Raw genomic sequence first — 16843 nt, 5'->3', positions numbered from 1 at the left:
CTCACAGCAGGCTGCTGACCAGCAAATAACCGTTCAACCCCACCACTACCACCACGATCAGCTTACCCATCGTCTGTATGGTACGGCTGTTCACCATCTCGCCCATCAACTCACGATTACCGGTGAACGACAGCAGCGGCACCAGTGCCAGGGCAATCCCGAAACTCAGCAATACCTGGCTTAGCACCAGAATGCGCGTAGCGTCCATCCCCAGCATAATCACGATAAATGACGGCAGCATGGTGACCACGCGGCGTACCCACAGCGGAATGTAAAAGCGCACGAACCCCTGCATCACCACCTGCCCCGCCAGCGTTCCCACCACGGTAGAAGACAACCCGGCAGCCACCAGGCTCAGTCCGAAAATGGTCGCTGCCGCCTGACCCAGCAAAGGTTGCAGCGTCAGATAAGCTTGGTCGAGATCGGTGACGCCGCTGTGGCCATTAAAATGGAAAGCGGCGGCGGCGGTGGCCATCATCGCCAAATTAACAAACCCGGCGATGGTCATGGCAATGGCGACATCGAACCTGGTAGCAGCATAGCGATCGGCCTTTGAATTCTCGCCAGCGGCCTGGGTTAACGACGAATGCAGATAAATCACGTGCGGCATAATGGTGGCGCCCAGTACGCCCGCGGCCAGAAACACCGCATCGCCGTTCGGCAAATCCGGCAGCGCCATGCCTGTTAACAACGGTCCCAACTGCGGCTGGGAGAACACCAGCTCCACCATATAAGCCAGGGCGACAAACAGCAGCAGGCTGCCAATCACCCATTCCAGCGGTTTTTGCCCACGTTTTTGCAGCATCAGGATCAGGAAGGTGGCAATACCGGTCAGGATCGCCCCTTCCAGCAGCGTTACGCCCAACAGCAGTTTGAAACCGATAGCCGCACCAATAAACTCGGCCAGATCGGTCGCCATCGCAATGATTTCTGCCTGCACCCAATAGGCCCAGACCGCTGGGCGTGGAAAACGATCGCGAATGTGCTCCGCCAGGTTTTTACCGGTGGCAATGCCCAGTTTGGCGGACAACAGCTGGATCAGCATCGCCATCACATTGGCCCACACCACCACCCACAGCAGGGTATAGCCAAAAGAAGCCCCTGACTGGATATTGGTGGCGAAATTGCCAGGGTCGATATAGCCGATAGCCGCGATAAATGCGGGCCCCATCAGGGAGAGTTTGATCTTTCTGGATGGGCGCTGAGTGGTCTCTACCACGCGACTGTTCAGCATGCTCTGAACCCTTACTTCTATTAAGCCTGAGGTTATTTTATGTAAATGATAATAATTATCAAGTGCGTTTAGAGCGGTAATACTTATCTCTGCGATAGAGAAAAACCACGGGTTTAACGAAAGGTTTAGCGGGTAGATGGATATTTTCCGTACTCTGCCGAGCCTGATTCAGAGCACAATCGGTCTTATAATGGAATTAGCACAGGAATAGGAATTTCATATGGTTTCATTAAGCTCTTGATTTTTTATGCTTTACCGTACTAATTTAAGACATATCCCACTATGACTTTCCATATTTGCAATAGACCTCTCGTTTTTAAACGTGGCGTTACATAAAATGACATCCGAAATTCAGCCTGCCTCAAGTTTGGAGCAAACATGTCCCATATTGCGCACTTTGCGTTGGCGTTAGTGGTGGTTGCGGTTCTGGCACTGTTAGTGTGCCGCGATCGTAAAAGCATCCGCATTCGCTACGTTATACAACTGTTGGTTATTGAAGTACTGCTGGCCTATTTCTTCCTGCATTCGGAAGCGGGTTTAGGCTTTGTAAAAGGATTCGCAGCGCTGTTTGACAAGCTGCTCGGGTTTGCTGGGCAAGGGACTGAATTTGTATTCGGCGGTATGGGTGATAAAGGTCTAGCCTTCTTCTTCCTGAAGGTACTGTGCCCGATCGTCTTCATCTCTGCGCTGATCGGTATTCTGCAATACATTAAAGTACTGCCGTTTATCATCCGCATTATTGGTACCGTGCTGTCAAAAGTAAACGGTATGGGCAAGCTGGAATCCTTCAACGCCGTCAGTTCGCTGATCCTGGGCCAGTCTGAAAACTTCATTGCCTATAAAGATATTCTGGGCAAGATGTCAGAAAAGCGCATGTACACCATGGCAGCAACCGCGATGTCTACGGTTTCCATGTCCATCGTCGGTGCTTACATGACCATGCTGGATGCCAAGTTTGTGGTCGCCGCGCTGGTACTGAACATGTTCAGCACCTTTATCGTGCTGTCATTGGTCAACCCGTATGACACCAGTAAAGAAGAAGAACTGCATCTGGGCAATCTGCACGAAGGCCAGAGCTTCTTCGAAATGCTGGGTGAATACATTCTGGCTGGTTTTAAAGTAGCTATTATCGTTGCTGCGATGCTGATCGGCTTTATCGCCCTGATCGCCGCGCTCAACGGCCTGTTCAGCGCCATCTTCGGCCTGAGCTTCCAGGAAATCCTGGGCTACTTCTTCTATCCATTCGCCTGGATTATGGGTATTCCTAAGCACGAAGCGTTGCAGGTAGGCAGCATCATGGCGACCAAACTGGTTTCCAACGAATTCGTGGCGATGATGGAACTGCAGAAAATCTCTGCTGAACTCTCTCCTCGCAGCATGGGGATCCTGTCGGTGTTCCTGGTTTCCTTCGCCAACTTCTCTTCCATCGGTATCGTTGCCGGTGCGATTAAAGGGCTGAACGAGCATCAGGGCAACGTGGTGTCCCGCTTTGGTCTGAAGCTGGTATACGGTTCTACGCTGGTCAGCATCCTGTCTGCGTCCATCGCAGGCCTGGTTCTGGGCTAAGCCGAAACCTCAGTGAGACAAAGGTCGCTTCGGCGGCCTTTTTTAATGGCTGTAATTCGGTGTTCGGGATGGAGGAGGAAAGACAGAAAGCAAAAAGCCGACCCTGAGGTCGGCTTTTTAAATGGTGGTGGAGCTAGACGGGATCGAACCGTCGACCTCTTGCATGCCATGCAAGCGCTCTCCCAGCTGAGCTATAGCCCCACAAAAGTGGTACGCTTTAACCGGCGTTACGGTATTCCCCAACCCTTCTGAGATAAAGGTTGGTGGAGCTAGACGGGATCGAACCGTCGACCTCTTGCATGCCATGCAAGCGCTCTCCCAGCTGAGCTATAGCCCCAATCCACAATCACAAAATCCTGTGAACGGGGCGCATAATATGAAACCCCTGAAACACTGTCAACGGCTAAATTGAATTACTCGATCAAGCGCTGAAAAAGCCGCCAAATCAGCGCGTTTCACGCTAAAAAATCGCCCGGACGGGTAAAAATCAACCATTACCCTGGTCATCTCACAAAATACAAAAAACCTTATCCATTGTGTTGATTTTTATTTAATGGAATGTTAGCGAAATACGCTTGAGTCATCATCCCCACAGGCATAGACTGCCCGCGTCGTAAAATCCACAACTATAAACCGAGTCAGTTATGTCGTTGCATTCACCAAAAGAAATCGCTGCGTTAGCCATTCAGGCCGGCGTAAACAAAAGCCAGGCGTCACTCGCCAATCTGCTCATTCTGGGCTTTCTCGCCGGTGCCTTTATCGCTACCGGCTTCCTGCTGGATATCCATGTGATCGGCACCCTGCCGGCCGAATGGGGCTCGTTTGGGGCATTACTGGGTGCCGCCGTGTTCCCGATCGGCCTGATCCTGACAATTCTGGCCGGAGGAGAGTTACTGACCGGTAATATGATGACTCTGCCGATGGCCTGGTTTGCCCGCCAAATATCGCTGTTTGCCATTCTGCGCAACTGGTTCTGGGTCACTCTGGCCAACCTGGCCGGCAGCGTGGCCGTTGCCTATTTCTTTGGCCACCTGCTTGGCCTGACAGAAGGGGCATTCCTGCACAAAACCTTGTCCATCGCGCAAGCCAAAGTGGATGCTGACTTCCTGCACGCATTTATTTCCGGCGTCGGCTGTAATTGGCTGGTGTGTCTGGCGGTGTGGCTGGCCTTTGCCAGCAAAGACGTGCCGGGCAAAGTGATTGGCATGTGGTTCCCGGTGATGGCTTTCGTCGCTATCGGTTTCCAACACGTGGTGGCGAACATGTTCATTATCCCGGCGGCCATCTTTGCCGGTGGCATGAGCTGGAGCCAGTATCTGCCCAACTTCACCGCCGTGTTTCTCGGTAACGCATTGGGTGGTGCAGGCTTCGTCGGCCTGATGTATTTCCTCGCCTACCGCCCCGCCGTTCCGGCCAGCGAACAGGCCTGATCGACACCGATAAAAAAGCCCCGGGATTGCTCCACGGGGCCTTTTCATTCACAGGCTAGGAAACTATCAGCCTTAAGCTTCACGCCCGGCAATGAAAGCCAGCGCCAGGTCGATGCGCTGCAGAGAACGTTTCTGACCAATAGCATGAACGGTAACATCCATACCCGGTGACTGACCGGCACCGGTCACCGCTACGCGCAGCGGCATGCCGACCTTGCCCATACCTACACCCAGCTCATCAGCCGTGCCCTGAATGGCGTCATGCACGTTTTCCGGGGTCCAGGCAGTGATAGCAGCCAGTTTGGCACGTACTGCCTCCAGCGGCTGGCGTGCAACCGGACGCAGGTGTTTCTTGGCAGCATCAGCGTCGAACTCGCTGAAGTCTTCGTAGAAGTAACGGCAGGACTCGGCCATTTCCTTCAGCGTTTTGCAACGCTCGCCCAGCAGCTTAACAATATCTTTCAGCTCAGGACCGTTGCGGGTTTCAATACCCAGTTGCTCAACATGCCACGCCAGGTGCACCGCCACTTCTTCGGCAGGCATATGGTTAATGTAGTGGTGGTTCAGCCACTGCAGCTTCTCGGTATTGAAGGCGCTGGCAGATTTGTTGATCGCTTCCAGAGTAAAGAACTCTTTCATCTCATCAATAGAGAAGATTTCCTGATCGCCATGGGACCAACCCAGACGCACCAGATAGTTCAGCAGCGCCTGCGGCAGGTAGCCGTCGTCACGATACTGCATTACGCCTACCGCACCGTGGCGTTTCGACAGTTTTTTGCCGTCGTCACCGAGGATCATCGAAACGTGCGCGTATTCCGGTACTGGCGCGCCCAGCGCTTTCAGAATGTTGATCTGACGCGGGGTGTTGTTGATGTGGTCTTCGCCGCGGATCACGTGGGTGATTTCCATATCCCAGTCATCCACCACTACGCAGAAGTTATAGGTCGGTGAACCGTCGGTACGGCGAATGATCAGGTCATCCAGCTCCTGGTTGCTGAATTCGATCGGGCCACGGATCTTGTCATCGAAGATAACCGAGCCTTCCTGCGGGTTACGGAAACGCACCACGTAGGGTTCGTCGTCGGTATGGCTGCACTGGCTGTCACGGCAATGACCGTCGTAACGTGGTTTTTCACCGTTTTCCATCTGCGTTTCACGCAGCGCTTCCAGACGTTCCTTCGAGCAATAGCATTTATAGGCGGTATTCTGCACCAGCATGTCGTCAATCACCGCGTTATAGCGGTCAAAACGCTTGGTCTGGAAGTACGGGCCTTCGTTCCAATCCAGGTTTAACCAGTTCATGCCATCCATAATTGCGTCAATAGCGTCCTGGGTTGAACGTTCCAGATCGGTATCTTCGATACGCAGAACGAACTCACCGCCCATATGGCGGGTGAACAACCAGGAGTAAAGCGCAGTACGGGCGCCACCGACGTGAAGATAGCCGGTTGGGCTCGGTGCAAAACGGGTTTTGATTTTCATTGGGTTCACTGCCTTATTACGCAACGCGTGTCGGCGGTTGCCGACGATTGCTCGGAATTTAAAAAAGTGGGCAACATTGTACCACCACGCGCTAATTCCTCAACGCTGACACGATATTGCTGCCCCTGATTTCGTTATCTCTGCGGCAGGTTTCGCATAACAATGTGCAAAGATCCGTCATTGCGGGCGATAAATATCGCATCCTGTTTAAATTTGCGGCGAACGATTGAAATCATTTTAAAAACCGTTGACTCACTTTCAACTATCCCTATAATGCGACTCCAACAAGACGGGGCGATTAGCTCAGTTGGTAGAGCATCTCCTTTACACGGAGGGGGTCGGCGGTTCGAGCCCGTCATCGCCCACCATCTTGTTGAGCAGTAAAGCAGTAAGAAATGAGAAGAATGAGGGTGATTAGCTCAGTTGGTAGAGCATCTCCTTTACACGGAGGGGGTCGGCGGTTCGAGCCCGTCATCACCCACCACTCATTCTCTTGTTTGGCAGTACCCGGAAGTTCTGAAGTGGGTGATTAGCTCAGTTGGTAGAGCATCTCCTTTACACGGAGGGGGTCGGCGGTTCGAGCCCGTCATCACCCACCACTTCTGCGGGTCGTTAGCTCAGTTGGTAGAGCAGTTGACTTTTAATCAATTGGTCGCAGGTTCGAATCCCGCACGACCCACCACTACAGAAAAAAGCGCCTTTTGGCGCTTTTTTTGCATCTGCAGCACAGCAATCATCTCAAACGCCTTTCTAACATAGCGCAGAGTGTCGTGCTGGATGAGACAAAAGCGTATACGCTTTTGAACAACGCTTGCGTTGGCCCGAAGGGTGAGCTTCTGAAAGAAGCGAGTAACCTGTGCAGGTTCGACAAAATTGCCCCGCCAATTTTGAACAGCGCTTGCGCTGCCCGAAGGGTGAGGCCAAAGGCCGAGTTAATCCCGCACGACCCACCACTACAGAAAAAAGCGCCTTTTGGCGCTTTTTTCGCATCTGACGTCCGGAAGCGCTCAAAACCTCAGTAATTCTCCCAATATCTCCATACAACTAACAATGCTCGTTATTAGGGAGAGCGCCCCTCGGTGCGCTAGGCCCGGGCATCTCGAGATTAAAGACAACTAATAAAGGCGCTGCAAGCAGCGCCTTACGGCTATCGCGAAGGTAGAACCTGATTATCAGGCCGCCAGCGTCGCTCCACCATCAATCACAATATCCTGCATAGTGATATGGCTGGCGCGATCGGAAGCCAGGAACAGAATGGCATCGGCGATTTCCTGTGGTTGAGCAATTTTGCCCAACGGAATGCCCAGTTTGAACTGTTCCGGGAAACCGTTAATGGTGTTCTGCTCACCGGTTTCATCCTGCCACATGCCACGCTGCATTGGCGTATTGGTCGAGCCCGGCGAAACCAGGTTGCTGCGCACGCCATAAGGGGCCATTTCCAACCCCACGGTTTGGCACAGGCTGCGCAATGCAGCTTTAGAAGCGCAGTAGGCCGCCATGCCGACGCGCGGCACATGGGCGGCGTTGGACGCTACGCTGACAATCACACCGCGTCGTTGGCGACGAAACACCGGCAAGGCATGGCGGAACATATTGAATGCCCCACCGGCATTGACCGCCAGACAAGCCAGCCAGTCTGCGGTGCTGGTTTCATCCGTCAGCCCCATGCGCAAAATACCGGCACCGTTGACCAGCACGTCCAAATCCCCCTGCTCCGCCAGCAAACGTCCGCACACGCGGTCTACTGCATCACTGTCAGCGATATCCAGCACTTCAGTACGGAATGGGTATTCCGGCTCACCAAAGTGTTTATCAAAGCCAACCACTTCGGCACCGGCCTGCACAAACGCCAGTGCCGTTGTCAGACCAATTCCGGCACCAGCACCCGTCACCCAGACTCGCTTACCGGCGAAATCGCCCTGTTGCTCCATCAGGCTTTCCCCTCTGACAACAACGCCCACCAGCCATCGATGGTTGGGTTCTTGGCCAGCGCGATAAAATCGATATCGCCGCGAATTTTGCGCCAGCGTGCCGCCAATTCCATGATACGCACCGAATCCAGACCGTAGTCGATCAGGTTTTCATCGTCGCCCATGTCTTCGCTGTCTTCATCGAGGAAAGGCATGATTTGCTGGCGCAGCGCAGCCTTGCTGGCAATACCCGGCAACAGCTCGGCGGTGGTCACCACGCGACCGCAACGGCCGGCGGTATAACGCAATGCCATCAGATGCTCTTCACGGGAGAAATCGGCCAGGCCGTCGGCCACCATGAACGGCTGAATATTGCGCATAAAAGCATCGATCGCCGTAGTCATGCAGCCGATATGCGCGTAGACGCCACAGATGATCAACTGATCGCGCCCCGACTCCTGCAGAATCTCCTGCAGCGGTGAGCGGTGGAAAGCACTGTAACGCCACTTCACCAGTACGGTATCGTCTGCTTCCGGTGCCAGGGCAGCAACCACTGCCTGCTGTTCCGGGTGCTTATTCAGACCTGGGCCCCACATGTCATTCAACAAGGCGCGATCTTCATCGCTCTGCTGATTAGGCTGCGCGGTGTAAAACACCGGGATCCCCTGGGATTTGCAGTAACGGCGCAGGTTGGCGATGTTCTCCACCACCTGTTTGATCAGCGGGCTGTCTTCACCCCAGAAATTCAGGAAATACTGCTGCATATCGTGGATCAACAGTGCAGCGCGCTGCGGTTCCACCTTCCAGCTCACTTTGTTGGTCGGCAGTTCAGCCTGAGTCGGCAACGCGTAATCATTAAGTTTTGGAATGGCCATGACTTATTCTCCCTGGACCAGAGTCAGTTGTTGCGCCTCCAGGCGTTGGCGCAACAGTTTTTTATCCACTTTGCCAACCGGGGTGAGCGGCAGCGTATCAACCTGTATAAAACGATCGGGTAATTTGAATTCGGCCACGCCCTCGGCGCGCAAATGGCGGCGCAGTACCACCGCTTTCAGCGCGCTGGTCGCGATAATATAGGCACAGCTTTTTTCACCCATCAGTTCGTCCGGCATCGAAACCAACGCCGCGTTGATCACTTCCGGATGACGCAACAGCAGGTTTTCGATCTCCTCGGCGGCGATCTTCTCCCCACCACGGTTGATCTGATCTTTCTGACGACCTTCAACCTTCACATAACCGTCTTCGGTCAGGCTGATCAGGTCACCGGAGCAGTAGAAACCGTCGTCATCAAAGGCGGCGGCGTTGTGCTCTGGGCTTTGGTAATAGCCACGGAAGGTATAAGGACCACGGGTCATCAGACGTCCGGTTTCGCCCACCGGCAGCGGGTTGCCCTCATCATCGGCCACCCACAACTCGTCATCCGGCGACATCGGGCAGCCCTGGGTGGTCAGAATATGCTGGTCGTCATCGTCCAGTCGGGTGTAGTTCACCAGGCCTTCCGCCATGCCGAACACCTGCTGCAACTGGCAGCCGATCTCGGCCGGAATACGTGCCGCCAGGGTTTCTCCCAGCTTGGCGCCGCCCACCTGCAGCAGCTTAAGGCTGGCCAGTTGCTGGCAACCGCCCCACTCTTCAATCGCCTGCAACCACAGCGTGACCGCCGGCGGTACCAGCGCCGTCACGTTAATCTGATGCTGCTCGATCAAACGGAAACATTGTCCGGCATCCGGATCGCTGGCAAATACCACCAGCCCGGCCCCATAGAACACGCCCAGGATGCCCGGGGAACTCATCGGATAGTTGTGGGCCACCGGCAGCGCGCACAGATAGCGGGTATCGACATCGAAATGACAAATTTCCACGCTACGGCGAATGCTGTAGTAGTAATCATTGTGGGTACGCGGGATCAGTTTTGGCGTGCCGGTGCTACCACCGGAAAGCTGGAAAAATGCTACCTGATCGGCCGGGGTTGGCGTCGCAACAAAATCACCGCTGTCTTCTTCCAGCCAGGCCGCCAGCGACTGTTCGCCCTCGGCCTGATTACGCAGTGCCACCACGCGCAGTGAAGGATGCTCAGCATGAAAAGCCGTCAGATATTCATCGTTGCCAAACAAGCCATGCTGGCGATCGGCAATCAGCAACGCTGGTTTGATCTGTACGGCGTAGGCGTTCAGCTCGTTGCGTTGATGGCTGAACAGCGCATTCACCGGCACCACGCCAATTTTCAGCAGCGCAAAGAAGGTCACATAGAATTCGACTACGTTGCCCAACTGCACCAGCGCAGTGTCACCGCTTTGGATGCCGCGACGCTGCAAGGCGGCGGCCAGCCGATCGGAAAGCTGATTAAGCCGGCGATAGCTCAGGCTGCGCTCCGGGTCGATCAGCGCGATGGCGTCATTTTTGGCCTGGCGAGTGATGATGTCGGTCAACGGCCGGTCGGTCCAATATCCGCGCTCACGATAACGACGGGCCAAGGCCTCAGGCCAGGGGGTAAAAGCAATGGTCATCAGAATGTCTATCCTTGGTTCAGGCCAAACGCCCGCGAAATGGTACTGAGTTTGGTGCCGGTTTCATGCCACTCGGATTCCGGCGAAGAGTCTTGTACGATGCCGGCTCCGGCAAACAGTCGTACCTGATTGCCCTGCACCGTGCCGCAACGGATGGTCACCACCCACTCGCCGTTACCTTCGGCGTCACACCAACCGACGATGCCGCCAAACAGGCCGCGATCAAAAGGTTCCAACTGTTTAATCACCTGATGTGCCAACGCGGTCGGCGTACCGCACAGCGCCGGCGTCGGGTGCAACAGGCAGGCCAGCGACAGCGCATTTTCAGCGCGGCTGGCGGCTTCACCATCGATAGGTGTCGACAGGTGCCACAGCGTGGTAGTGCTCAATAATTCAGGAACGGTGGGGATATTCAGATAACGGCAGCGATCGGCCAGCACCTGACGCATCCCTTCGGTGACAAACTGGTGCTCATAGCGATCTTTTTCTGACACCAATAACTGCTGGCTGACTTCCAGATCCCGCTGCGGATCGGCATCACGACGGGCAGAGCCGGCCAGCGGGTTGGAGTAGAACTGCGCGCCGGATTTGCGTAGCAGCAATTCCGGGCTGGCCCCCAACAGTGCCCCCTGTTCCAGCGGGACATGGAAGTGGAAACCATGAGGATTCTGGGCGATGATACGCGCCATCAACGCCTGGCGATCTACCGGCTCGCGGGTTTCAATCTCCAGCAAGCGCGACAGCACCACTTTATCCAACTGGTCGCCACGGGTCGCTTCCACCGCATCCGCCACCATCTGCATAAAGGGTTGCTGGGCAGGCACTTCATTTTGGCGAGTAATTTCCGGCAGGGCGTCCTGCGGTGAAGCTACGCCAGCCAAATAGGCATCGCGCTCAAACCATTGGGTTTGCTGGGGAATAAACAGCGCGGAGGGCTGATGAGTGTCAAACGGGATCGCACCGCACAGTATTGGGTTTTTCACCCCCGCCAGTTTGGCCTCGGCAAAAGCATGCTGTACCGCCTGCTGGAACTCGCCGTTAAGCTGGTCCCCGTCCTGGGCCGGCAGCGTGATTTTGGCGAAGCAGCCTTGAGTACTCAGGCTACGGAAAGGAGAGGTAAAGAAAAAGCCGGAGGTCGGCGACACGCCTGCAGCAGACTGTTCGCTATCCTTGCTTTGCGGCTTCTTCTGCCCGGAACTCTTTACTGTAACGCTCATCGGTACTCCCTTTCGTATCATGAACAATAACCGGTATAATAATGATTATCATTTGTATTGAATCGCGTTAAATTACCCTCGTGAATATGCTATGTCAATAAATGTAAACAGTTCTTCCATTCATAATCGTGATATAAAACCAGCAGTTTTAATTATATAAATGATAAGTATTACTATTTAACTTCTAAGGATGCTTTATGAAGAAGAACCCGATCTTCAGCCTGGTGCTGTTTGGCCTGATGGTCATCGGTACTGCCCATGCCGCAGACGCCGGTTGGCCGCGCAAAATTGAAACTTCACACGGCGTGGTGACACTCAGCCAGCCCCCTGCGCGTATTGTTTCCACCAGCGTCACCGTCACCGGTACCCTGCTGGCGATCGACGCCCCGGTGATCGCCAGTGGCGCCACCACGCCCGGCAACCGTCTGGCGGACTCACAAGGCTTCTTCCATCAATGGGGCGCTATCGCGGCACAGCGCGGCGTCAAGCGTCTGTATATCGGCGAACCCAACGCAGAAACCATTGCCGGTGAAGCCCCCGATCTGATTATCATCTCGGCCACCGGTGCCGATTCTGCCCTGCGCCTGTACGATCAGCTCTCCGCCATAGCCCCGGTGCTGGTGGTCAATTACGACGACAAAAGCTGGCAGGCACTGGCGACCGAACTGGGTCGGGCTACCGGGCATGAAGTTCAGGCACAGAAAGTCGTCAGTGATTTCGATGCGCGTGAAAAATCACTGAAGCAGCGTATGAAACTGCCGGAACAACCGATTTCCGCCCTGGTCTTCAACGCCGATGGCAAATCCGCCAACCTGTGGACCGCCGCTTCGTCCCAGGGGCAGATGCTCAAGCAGTTGGGTTTTACCCTGGCACCGCTCCCGGCCAAGCTGAACAACAGCCGCAGCATGGGGATGCGTAAGGACATTATTCAACTGAGCGGTGAAAACCTGGCTGAAGGCCTGAACGGCCAGACGCTGATGCTGTTCGCCAACAACGACAGCGATGTCCAGCGGCTGATGGCCAATCCTTTCCTGGCGGACCTGCCGTCGGTGCAGCACCAGCGGGTTTACGCACTGGGGAGTGACACCTTCCGACTGGATTACTACAGCGCCAGCAACCTGCTGACGCTGTTGGAAAAACAGTTTATTTCTCAGTAGATTCTGCGGCGGGCTGGAGATCGCTTTCTTGCCCGCCACGGCCCACCTGACGCAGACCGCGCATCGCAAAAGCCAGCACCACACCGAGTAGCGCCACGCCAAAGCCAAAACTGGTTGAGGTCATCGCCGGCAGCATAAACGCCCCCATAGCCCCCAGCAGCAGCGCGCCCAAGGCGTCACCCACCACGTTTTGCGCCGTCCACAGGCCATTGATACGTCCGAGAAACGCATCCGGCGTCAGGTTCTGGATCAACCCGTACTGCAGCAGTGAATTCAGCGCGCTCAGATAACCGAAGACCACCAGGAAAAACAGCGCCAGGCCATACCACGGCATCAAACCGAACAGGCCGATAGCGACAAAAGCGCCAATCGCCGTCATCAGCATCATCCAGCCCGGCCGCGCCACGTGGGCTACACGACCACTGGTAAAGGCGCCAATCGCCGCACCCAGCGGCACGGCGGAATACATAAAGCCCAACTGCGCCGCACTGACCTGCCACATGCCGGACATGGCCGGATACAGCACCCGCACCGCGCTGGCCATGGTCAACAGCGCGCCAATCAGCGCCACCATGCCAATCACCCGGTTACGGAACAGAAAACCGAAGCCCCCGGCCAGCGCACGTAGTGGGTGCTCACGTGGCTGCGGGGGTGGCAACAACTGCGGCAGGCGCAGCAACGGGATCAGCGTCAGCAAGGTGCCAAACGCTGCCAGACCGTAGTTCCAGGCCACACCGGCGTTGGCGATCACCAGCCCCCCGATCGCCGGGGAGAGGATCGAGCCAAAACGCACCGTCAGCATGCTGATAGCCCCGGCCTGCACGATATTTTCACGCCCCACCAGTGCCGGTGTGGCCGCCAACAGCGCCGTAACGCCAACCGCACCGAAGAAGCCGTCCCAGACGGCCAGCAGGTAAATCAGCGTTAATGAGGGGGCAGGCAAAGCGGCGTTCAGACACAGACCGACAAAACCGATGCCGCAGGTGGAGCGGGCGAACAAAATCAGGCGACGGCGCTCGTAACGATCGGCCAGCACGCCCCCCATCAGCAAACCGGCAAACATGCCACTGCCCGCCAGCGTCACGGACAAACCAACCAGCAACGTCGACCCGGTCAAGGCCTGGATCTGCACCGGGATCGCAATGGCCATCAACCCCAGCGCTAAAATGGAAATAAAACGCGCGCAAAAAACGGCACGAAACGCGCCATTGGTCTTAAGCAGGCCAAAATCAAGCAAAATAGAGGGCTTACTCATGAGCTTTCTCACCACAACTAAAGAAAAAGGGGCAGCGTCTGTGCTGCAATAGCGAAGGGACTCATGGTACCATAGATGAAAGCAATCAATAATGATAATAAAACTCATTTATATTCAATTAAATAATGGATTGGTATGTTACGGATTTCACACCCTGGCACACAGCCCGTTCCTGCCCCCCGGGAGCGTCTTATTGGCGGCACTCCCCGCTCATTTCGCCGCAGGCTGTTTGGCCTGCTGATTGCCTTTTGTGCATTGCTGGTCGTGATTCTGCTCAGCCTGTCACTTGGCGCTAAATCTATTCCCTTCGACACGGTTATCCAGGCGCTGAACGGCCAGTGCAGCGGTGCAGACTGCGCCATAATTACCAATGCCAGGCTGCCACGTACACTGGTGGGCGTGCTGGCCGGTATCGCACTGGGCCTGTCCGGCGTACTGATGCAAACCCTCACCCGCAACCCCCTCGCCGATCCGGGCATTCTCGGGGTTAACGCCGGTGCGGGCTTTGCCGTGGTACTGGGGATCACCTTCTTTGGTGCTGCCGAGGTCAGCCAATATCTGTGGTTTGCCTTTGCCGGTGCGATGTTCGCTGCGCTGCTGGTGGCGCTAATAGGCGCTTTGGGCGGCAGCAGCCTTAACCCGGTACGTCTGACGCTGGCCGGTGTCGCGCTGGCCGCGGTGCTGGAGGGCATGACCTCCGGGATTTCCCTGCTGAACCCACTGGTGTTCGATCAGCTCCGTTTTTGGCAGGCCGGTTCGCTGGATATTCAAAATATGCAGGTGGTGCGTACCGTGGCCCTGCCGATCCTGCTGGGTACGCTGATTACCCTGTGGATGAGCAAGTCACTGAACAGCCTGAGCATGGGTAATGAATTGGCCACCGCACTGGGCACCGGTATCGTGCGTACCCAGTTGCTGGGTCTGCTGGCGATTACCTTGCTGTGTGGTGGTGCCACTGCCGCCGTCGGCCCAATTGCCTTTGTCGGTCTGATGATGCCGCACATCGCCCGGCGGCTGGCCGGTTCCGAGCTGCACTGGATGCTGCCATGGACGCTGGTATTAACCCCGATCCTGCTGCTGAGCGCCGATCTGATCGGCCGCTTCCTGGTGGCCGGTGAACTGCGCGTTTCCATCGTCACCGCTCTGATTGGCGCACCGCTGCTGATCATGCTGGTGCGGCAACGCCATATGTTCAGGAGGCAGCGCTAATGTCGATGTCCGCAGCCCGCCTGATGGCCAACCACAAAATGCGCGCCCTTTCGCGTCCGGCGCTGACTGCGCTGCTACTGTTGCTGGCCGTGCTGGCGCTGGCGATTTACGCGCTGGGTTCCGGTGCTCTGTCACTGACCGCCTCGCAGGTGATCGACGCCTTGCGCGGTGAAGGCCCGGCCAACCTGGCGGTGATCGTCACCCAATGGCGCTTGCCACGCGTGGTGATGGCACTGCTACTGGGGGCGGCACTGGGCATCAGCGGTGCCATTTTCCAGTCGATACTGCGCAACCCGCTCGGCAGTCCGGACGTGATTGGTTTTAATACCGGCGCTTACAGCGGCGTGCTGGTGGCCATAGTGCTGTTTAACGGCGGCGTTATCGGCATCACTTCCGGGGCGCTGGTCGGGGGTCTGTTGACCGCCGCGCTGATTTATCTGCTGGCCTGGCGCAACGGCGTCGAGTCTTTCCGTTTGATTATCGTCGGCATTGCCGTCCGCGCCCTGCTGGTGGCGGGCAATACCTGGCTGATCATCAGCGCCTCGCTGGAATCCGCCATGACCGCCGGACTGTGGAGCGCCGGTTCACTCAACGGAGTGAACTGGGCGAAAAGCCTGCCGGTGCTGGTGGTGTTCGCGCTGTGCTGCTTGCTGTTGCTGACACTGTCCCGCCGCATGCGGCTGCTGGAAATGGGTGATGATACCGCCTGCGCACTCGGCGTACCGGTAGAACGATCGCGCGTTATGCTGCTGCTGATCGGCGTGTTGCTGACGGCCGCCGCGACCGCCGTGGCCGGGCCGATCTCCTTTATTGCGCTGGTGGCTCCGCAGATTGCACGACGCCTGTGCGCCAACCGCAGCGTCCTGCTGCTGACCGCCTTGATCGGTGCCCTGTTGTTGTTACTCGCCGATGTCGTTGCACAGCGCCTGTTTATGCCTTATCAGTTGCCGGTCGGGGTGTTGACCGTCAGCCTGGGCGGCATTTATCTGATTTGGCTATTAATCCGTGAGTCACGTAAAAAATGAATGCTGAACCCCTGCAGCCCGCGCCGTTGCGCGCCGAACATCTGACGCTCGGCTACGACAAAAAAATTGTCGCCAGCGACCTGTCCGTCTCTATCCCGCACGGCGAACTGACGGTGATTATCGGGCCGAACGCCTGCGGTAAATCGACCCTGCTACGTACCCTCAGCCGCCTGATGCAGCCGCAAGCCGGCGCAGTCTGGCTGAACGGTAAACAAATCAGCGAATACGCCACCAAAGAGGTGGCGCGCCAGTTGGGGTTGTTGCCACAAAGCTCGACCGCACCGGGTGATATCACCGTGTTTGATCTGGTAGCCCGTGGTCGCTATCCGCATCAGCGCCTGTTCAGTCGCTGGAGTGAGGAGGATCAACAGGCGGTAGACCAGGCGATGCGCTCTACCGGCGTATTCGAGCTGGCCGAACAGCCGGTCGATACGCTCTCCGGCGGACAACGTCAGCGGGTGTGGATCGCGATGGTGCTGGCGCAGCAAACGCCACTGCTGCTGCTGGATGAACCGACCACCTGGCTGGATATCACCCACCAGATTGACCTGCTGGAGCTGATGCGTCAGTTAAACCGTGAAAACGGCCATACGCTGGTGGTAGTGCTGCACGATCTCAACCATGCCTGCCGCTACGCCACGCATCTGATTGCCATGCGCAATGGCAAGGTGGTGGCCGAAGGGGCGCCGAAGGACATTGTGACCGCAGAACTGATCGAAGAGGTGTACGGCCTGCGCTGCATGATCATTGACGATCCGGTCTCGCACACGCCGTTGGTGGTACCGCTGGGTAAGTCATAGATATTGTAGGGGCCCAGCATGCTGGGCCCGCATTAATCGGGGCGAATATAT

Annotated in this window: 13 protein-coding genes and 6 tRNA genes; 10 read left to right on the top strand and 9 right to left on the bottom strand. The window is 56.2% G+C overall.

Annotated features, from left to right (window positions below; genetic code table 11):
* Position 1: 1 nt before the first annotated feature.
* The gene (locus BEI65_RS12835) at positions 2-1234 is read right to left on the bottom strand and encodes an Nramp family divalent metal transporter (RefSeq protein WP_099063670.1); all 1233 of its coding nucleotides are present in this window, start codon (positions 1232-1234) and stop codon (positions 2-4) included.
* Between the two features lie 378 nt (positions 1235-1612).
* Here BEI65_RS12835 and BEI65_RS12830 point away from each other — a divergent pair, with 378 nt between their 5' ends.
* Positions 1613-2800: a NupC/NupG family nucleoside CNT transporter gene (locus tag BEI65_RS12830; RefSeq protein ID WP_099063669.1), complete on the top strand. Its 1188-nt coding sequence runs from the start codon at positions 1613-1615 to the stop codon at positions 2798-2800.
* Positions 2801-2925: 125 nt separating this feature from the next.
* Here BEI65_RS12830 and BEI65_RS12825 read toward each other — a convergent pair.
* A tRNA-Ala gene (locus BEI65_RS12825) sits at positions 2926-3001 on the bottom strand.
* Positions 3002-3061: 60 nt separating this feature from the next.
* A tRNA-Ala gene (locus tag BEI65_RS12820) sits at positions 3062-3137 on the bottom strand.
* A 307-nt stretch (positions 3138-3444) separates the two neighbouring features.
* Here BEI65_RS12820 and BEI65_RS12815 point away from each other — a divergent pair.
* Entirely contained in the window at positions 3445-4230 is a 786-nt protein-coding gene (locus tag BEI65_RS12815) for a formate/nitrite transporter family protein (RefSeq protein WP_099063668.1), read from the top strand.
* A gap of 72 nt (positions 4231-4302) precedes the next feature.
* Here the strand turns inward: BEI65_RS12815 and gltX are convergent, their stop codons facing one another.
* Complete coding sequence (gene gltX, locus BEI65_RS12810; protein WP_099063667.1) at positions 4303-5712, bottom strand: glutamate--tRNA ligase; 1410 nt, start codon at positions 5710-5712, stop codon at positions 4303-4305.
* 292 nt (positions 5713-6004) lie between these two features.
* Between gltX and BEI65_RS12805 the strand changes: the two genes are divergently transcribed.
* From BEI65_RS12805 to BEI65_RS12790, 4 genes are all read left to right on the top strand, one after another.
* Positions 6005-6080 (top strand) — tRNA-Val (locus BEI65_RS12805).
* Positions 6081-6120: 40 nt separating this feature from the next.
* Positions 6121-6196: transfer RNA gene (locus BEI65_RS12800), tRNA-Val, on the top strand.
* Positions 6197-6235: 39 nt separating this feature from the next.
* A tRNA-Val gene (locus tag BEI65_RS12795) sits at positions 6236-6311 on the top strand.
* A 7-nt stretch (positions 6312-6318) separates the two neighbouring features.
* Positions 6319-6394: transfer RNA gene (locus BEI65_RS12790), tRNA-Lys, on the top strand.
* 490 nt (positions 6395-6884) lie between these two features.
* Here the strand turns inward: BEI65_RS12790 and dhbA are convergent.
* The 4 genes from dhbA to BEI65_RS12765 are packed head-to-tail and all read right to left on the bottom strand — an operon-like array spanning position 6885 to position 11346.
* On the bottom strand, positions 6885-7643 hold the full coding sequence (dhbA, locus tag BEI65_RS12780) for a 2,3-dihydro-2,3-dihydroxybenzoate dehydrogenase (protein ID WP_099063665.1): 759 nt from the start codon (positions 7641-7643) through the stop codon (positions 6885-6887).
* The gene (locus tag BEI65_RS12775) at positions 7643-8497 is read right to left on the bottom strand and encodes an isochorismatase (RefSeq protein WP_099063664.1); all 855 of its coding nucleotides are present in this window, start codon (positions 8495-8497) and stop codon (positions 7643-7645) included. The genes dhbA and BEI65_RS12775 overlap by 1 nt, the downstream gene beginning before the upstream one ends.
* Positions 8498-8500: 3 nt before the next feature.
* A complete protein-coding gene (locus BEI65_RS12770) occupies positions 8501-10129 on the bottom strand; it encodes a (2,3-dihydroxybenzoyl)adenylate synthase (protein ID WP_099063663.1) in 1629 nt (542 codons plus the stop codon).
* An 8-nt stretch (positions 10130-10137) separates the two neighbouring features.
* A complete protein-coding gene (locus BEI65_RS12765) occupies positions 10138-11346 on the bottom strand; it encodes an isochorismate synthase (RefSeq protein ID WP_099063662.1) in 1209 nt (402 codons plus the stop codon).
* A gap of 197 nt (positions 11347-11543) precedes the next feature.
* Here BEI65_RS12765 and fepB point away from each other — a divergent pair, with 197 nt between their 5' ends.
* Complete coding sequence (gene fepB / locus BEI65_RS12760) at positions 11544-12503, top strand: Fe2+-enterobactin ABC transporter substrate-binding protein (RefSeq protein WP_099063661.1); 960 nt, start codon at positions 11544-11546, stop codon at positions 12501-12503.
* Here the strand turns inward: fepB and entS are convergent.
* Complete coding sequence (entS, locus tag BEI65_RS12755) at positions 12490-13758, bottom strand: enterobactin transporter EntS (protein WP_099063660.1); 1269 nt, start codon at positions 13756-13758, stop codon at positions 12490-12492. The two genes, fepB and entS, sit on opposite strands and share 14 nt — an antisense overlap.
* Before the next feature lie 135 nt (positions 13759-13893).
* Here entS and fepD point away from each other — a divergent pair, with 135 nt between their 5' ends.
* Genes fepD through BEI65_RS12740 form a run of 3 tightly spaced genes read left to right on the top strand, consistent with a single transcriptional unit; the run spans position 13894 to position 16792 of the window.
* A complete protein-coding gene (gene fepD, locus BEI65_RS12750) occupies positions 13894-14967 on the top strand; it encodes a Fe(3+)-siderophore ABC transporter permease (RefSeq protein WP_099063659.1) in 1074 nt (357 codons plus the stop codon).
* The gene (gene fepG / locus BEI65_RS12745) at positions 14967-15992 is read left to right on the top strand and encodes an iron-enterobactin ABC transporter permease (RefSeq protein ID WP_099063658.1); all 1026 of its coding nucleotides are present in this window, start codon (positions 14967-14969) and stop codon (positions 15990-15992) included. Before fepD ends, fepG begins: the two co-directional genes overlap by 1 nt.
* Entirely contained in the window at positions 15989-16792 is an 804-nt protein-coding gene (locus BEI65_RS12740; protein WP_085117982.1) for an ATP-binding cassette domain-containing protein, read from the top strand. The genes fepG and BEI65_RS12740 overlap by 4 nt, the downstream gene beginning before the upstream one ends.
* Positions 16793-16843: the final 51 nt, after the last annotated feature.

Source organism: Serratia sp. BW106 (assembly GCF_002607755.1).
In the GTDB taxonomy this organism is placed as follows: domain Bacteria; phylum Pseudomonadota; class Gammaproteobacteria; order Enterobacterales; family Enterobacteriaceae; genus Serratia; species Serratia proteamaculans.
Note: the sequence above shows the minus strand (reverse complement) of the source record. Positions and strands in the feature narration are given on the sequence as shown.

Coding starts and splice junctions, on each gene's coding strand:
- BEI65_RS12740 (WP_085117982.1), top strand. CDS start 15,989: ATGAATGCTGAACCCCTGCAGCCCGCGCCGTTGCGCGCCGAACATCTG.
- fepG (WP_099063658.1), top strand. CDS start 14,967: ATGTCGATGTCCGCAGCCCGCCTGATGGCCAACCACAAAATGCGCGCC.
- dhbA (WP_099063665.1), bottom strand. CDS start 7,643: ATGGAGCAACAGGGCGATTTCGCCGGTAAGCGAGTCTGGGTGACGGGT.
- BEI65_RS12815 (WP_099063668.1), top strand. CDS start 3,445: ATGTCGTTGCATTCACCAAAAGAAATCGCTGCGTTAGCCATTCAGGCC.
- BEI65_RS12830 (WP_099063669.1), top strand. CDS start 1,613: ATGTCCCATATTGCGCACTTTGCGTTGGCGTTAGTGGTGGTTGCGGTT.
- BEI65_RS12770 (WP_099063663.1), bottom strand. CDS start 10,129: ATGACCATTGCTTTTACCCCCTGGCCTGAGGCCTTGGCCCGTCGTTAT.
- BEI65_RS12775 (WP_099063664.1), bottom strand. CDS start 8,497: ATGGCCATTCCAAAACTTAATGATTACGCGTTGCCGACTCAGGCTGAA.
- entS (WP_099063660.1), bottom strand. CDS start 13,758: ATGAGTAAGCCCTCTATTTTGCTTGATTTTGGCCTGCTTAAGACCAAT.
- fepB (WP_099063661.1), top strand. CDS start 11,544: ATGAAGAAGAACCCGATCTTCAGCCTGGTGCTGTTTGGCCTGATGGTC.
- BEI65_RS12835 (WP_099063670.1), bottom strand. CDS start 1,234: ATGCTGAACAGTCGCGTGGTAGAGACCACTCAGCGCCCATCCAGAAAG.
- gltX (WP_099063667.1), bottom strand. CDS start 5,712: ATGAAAATCAAAACCCGTTTTGCACCGAGCCCAACCGGCTATCTTCAC.
- fepD (WP_099063659.1), top strand. CDS start 13,894: ATGTTACGGATTTCACACCCTGGCACACAGCCCGTTCCTGCCCCCCGG.
- BEI65_RS12765 (WP_099063662.1), bottom strand. CDS start 11,346: ATGAGCGTTACAGTAAAGAGTTCCGGGCAGAAGAAGCCGCAAAGCAAG.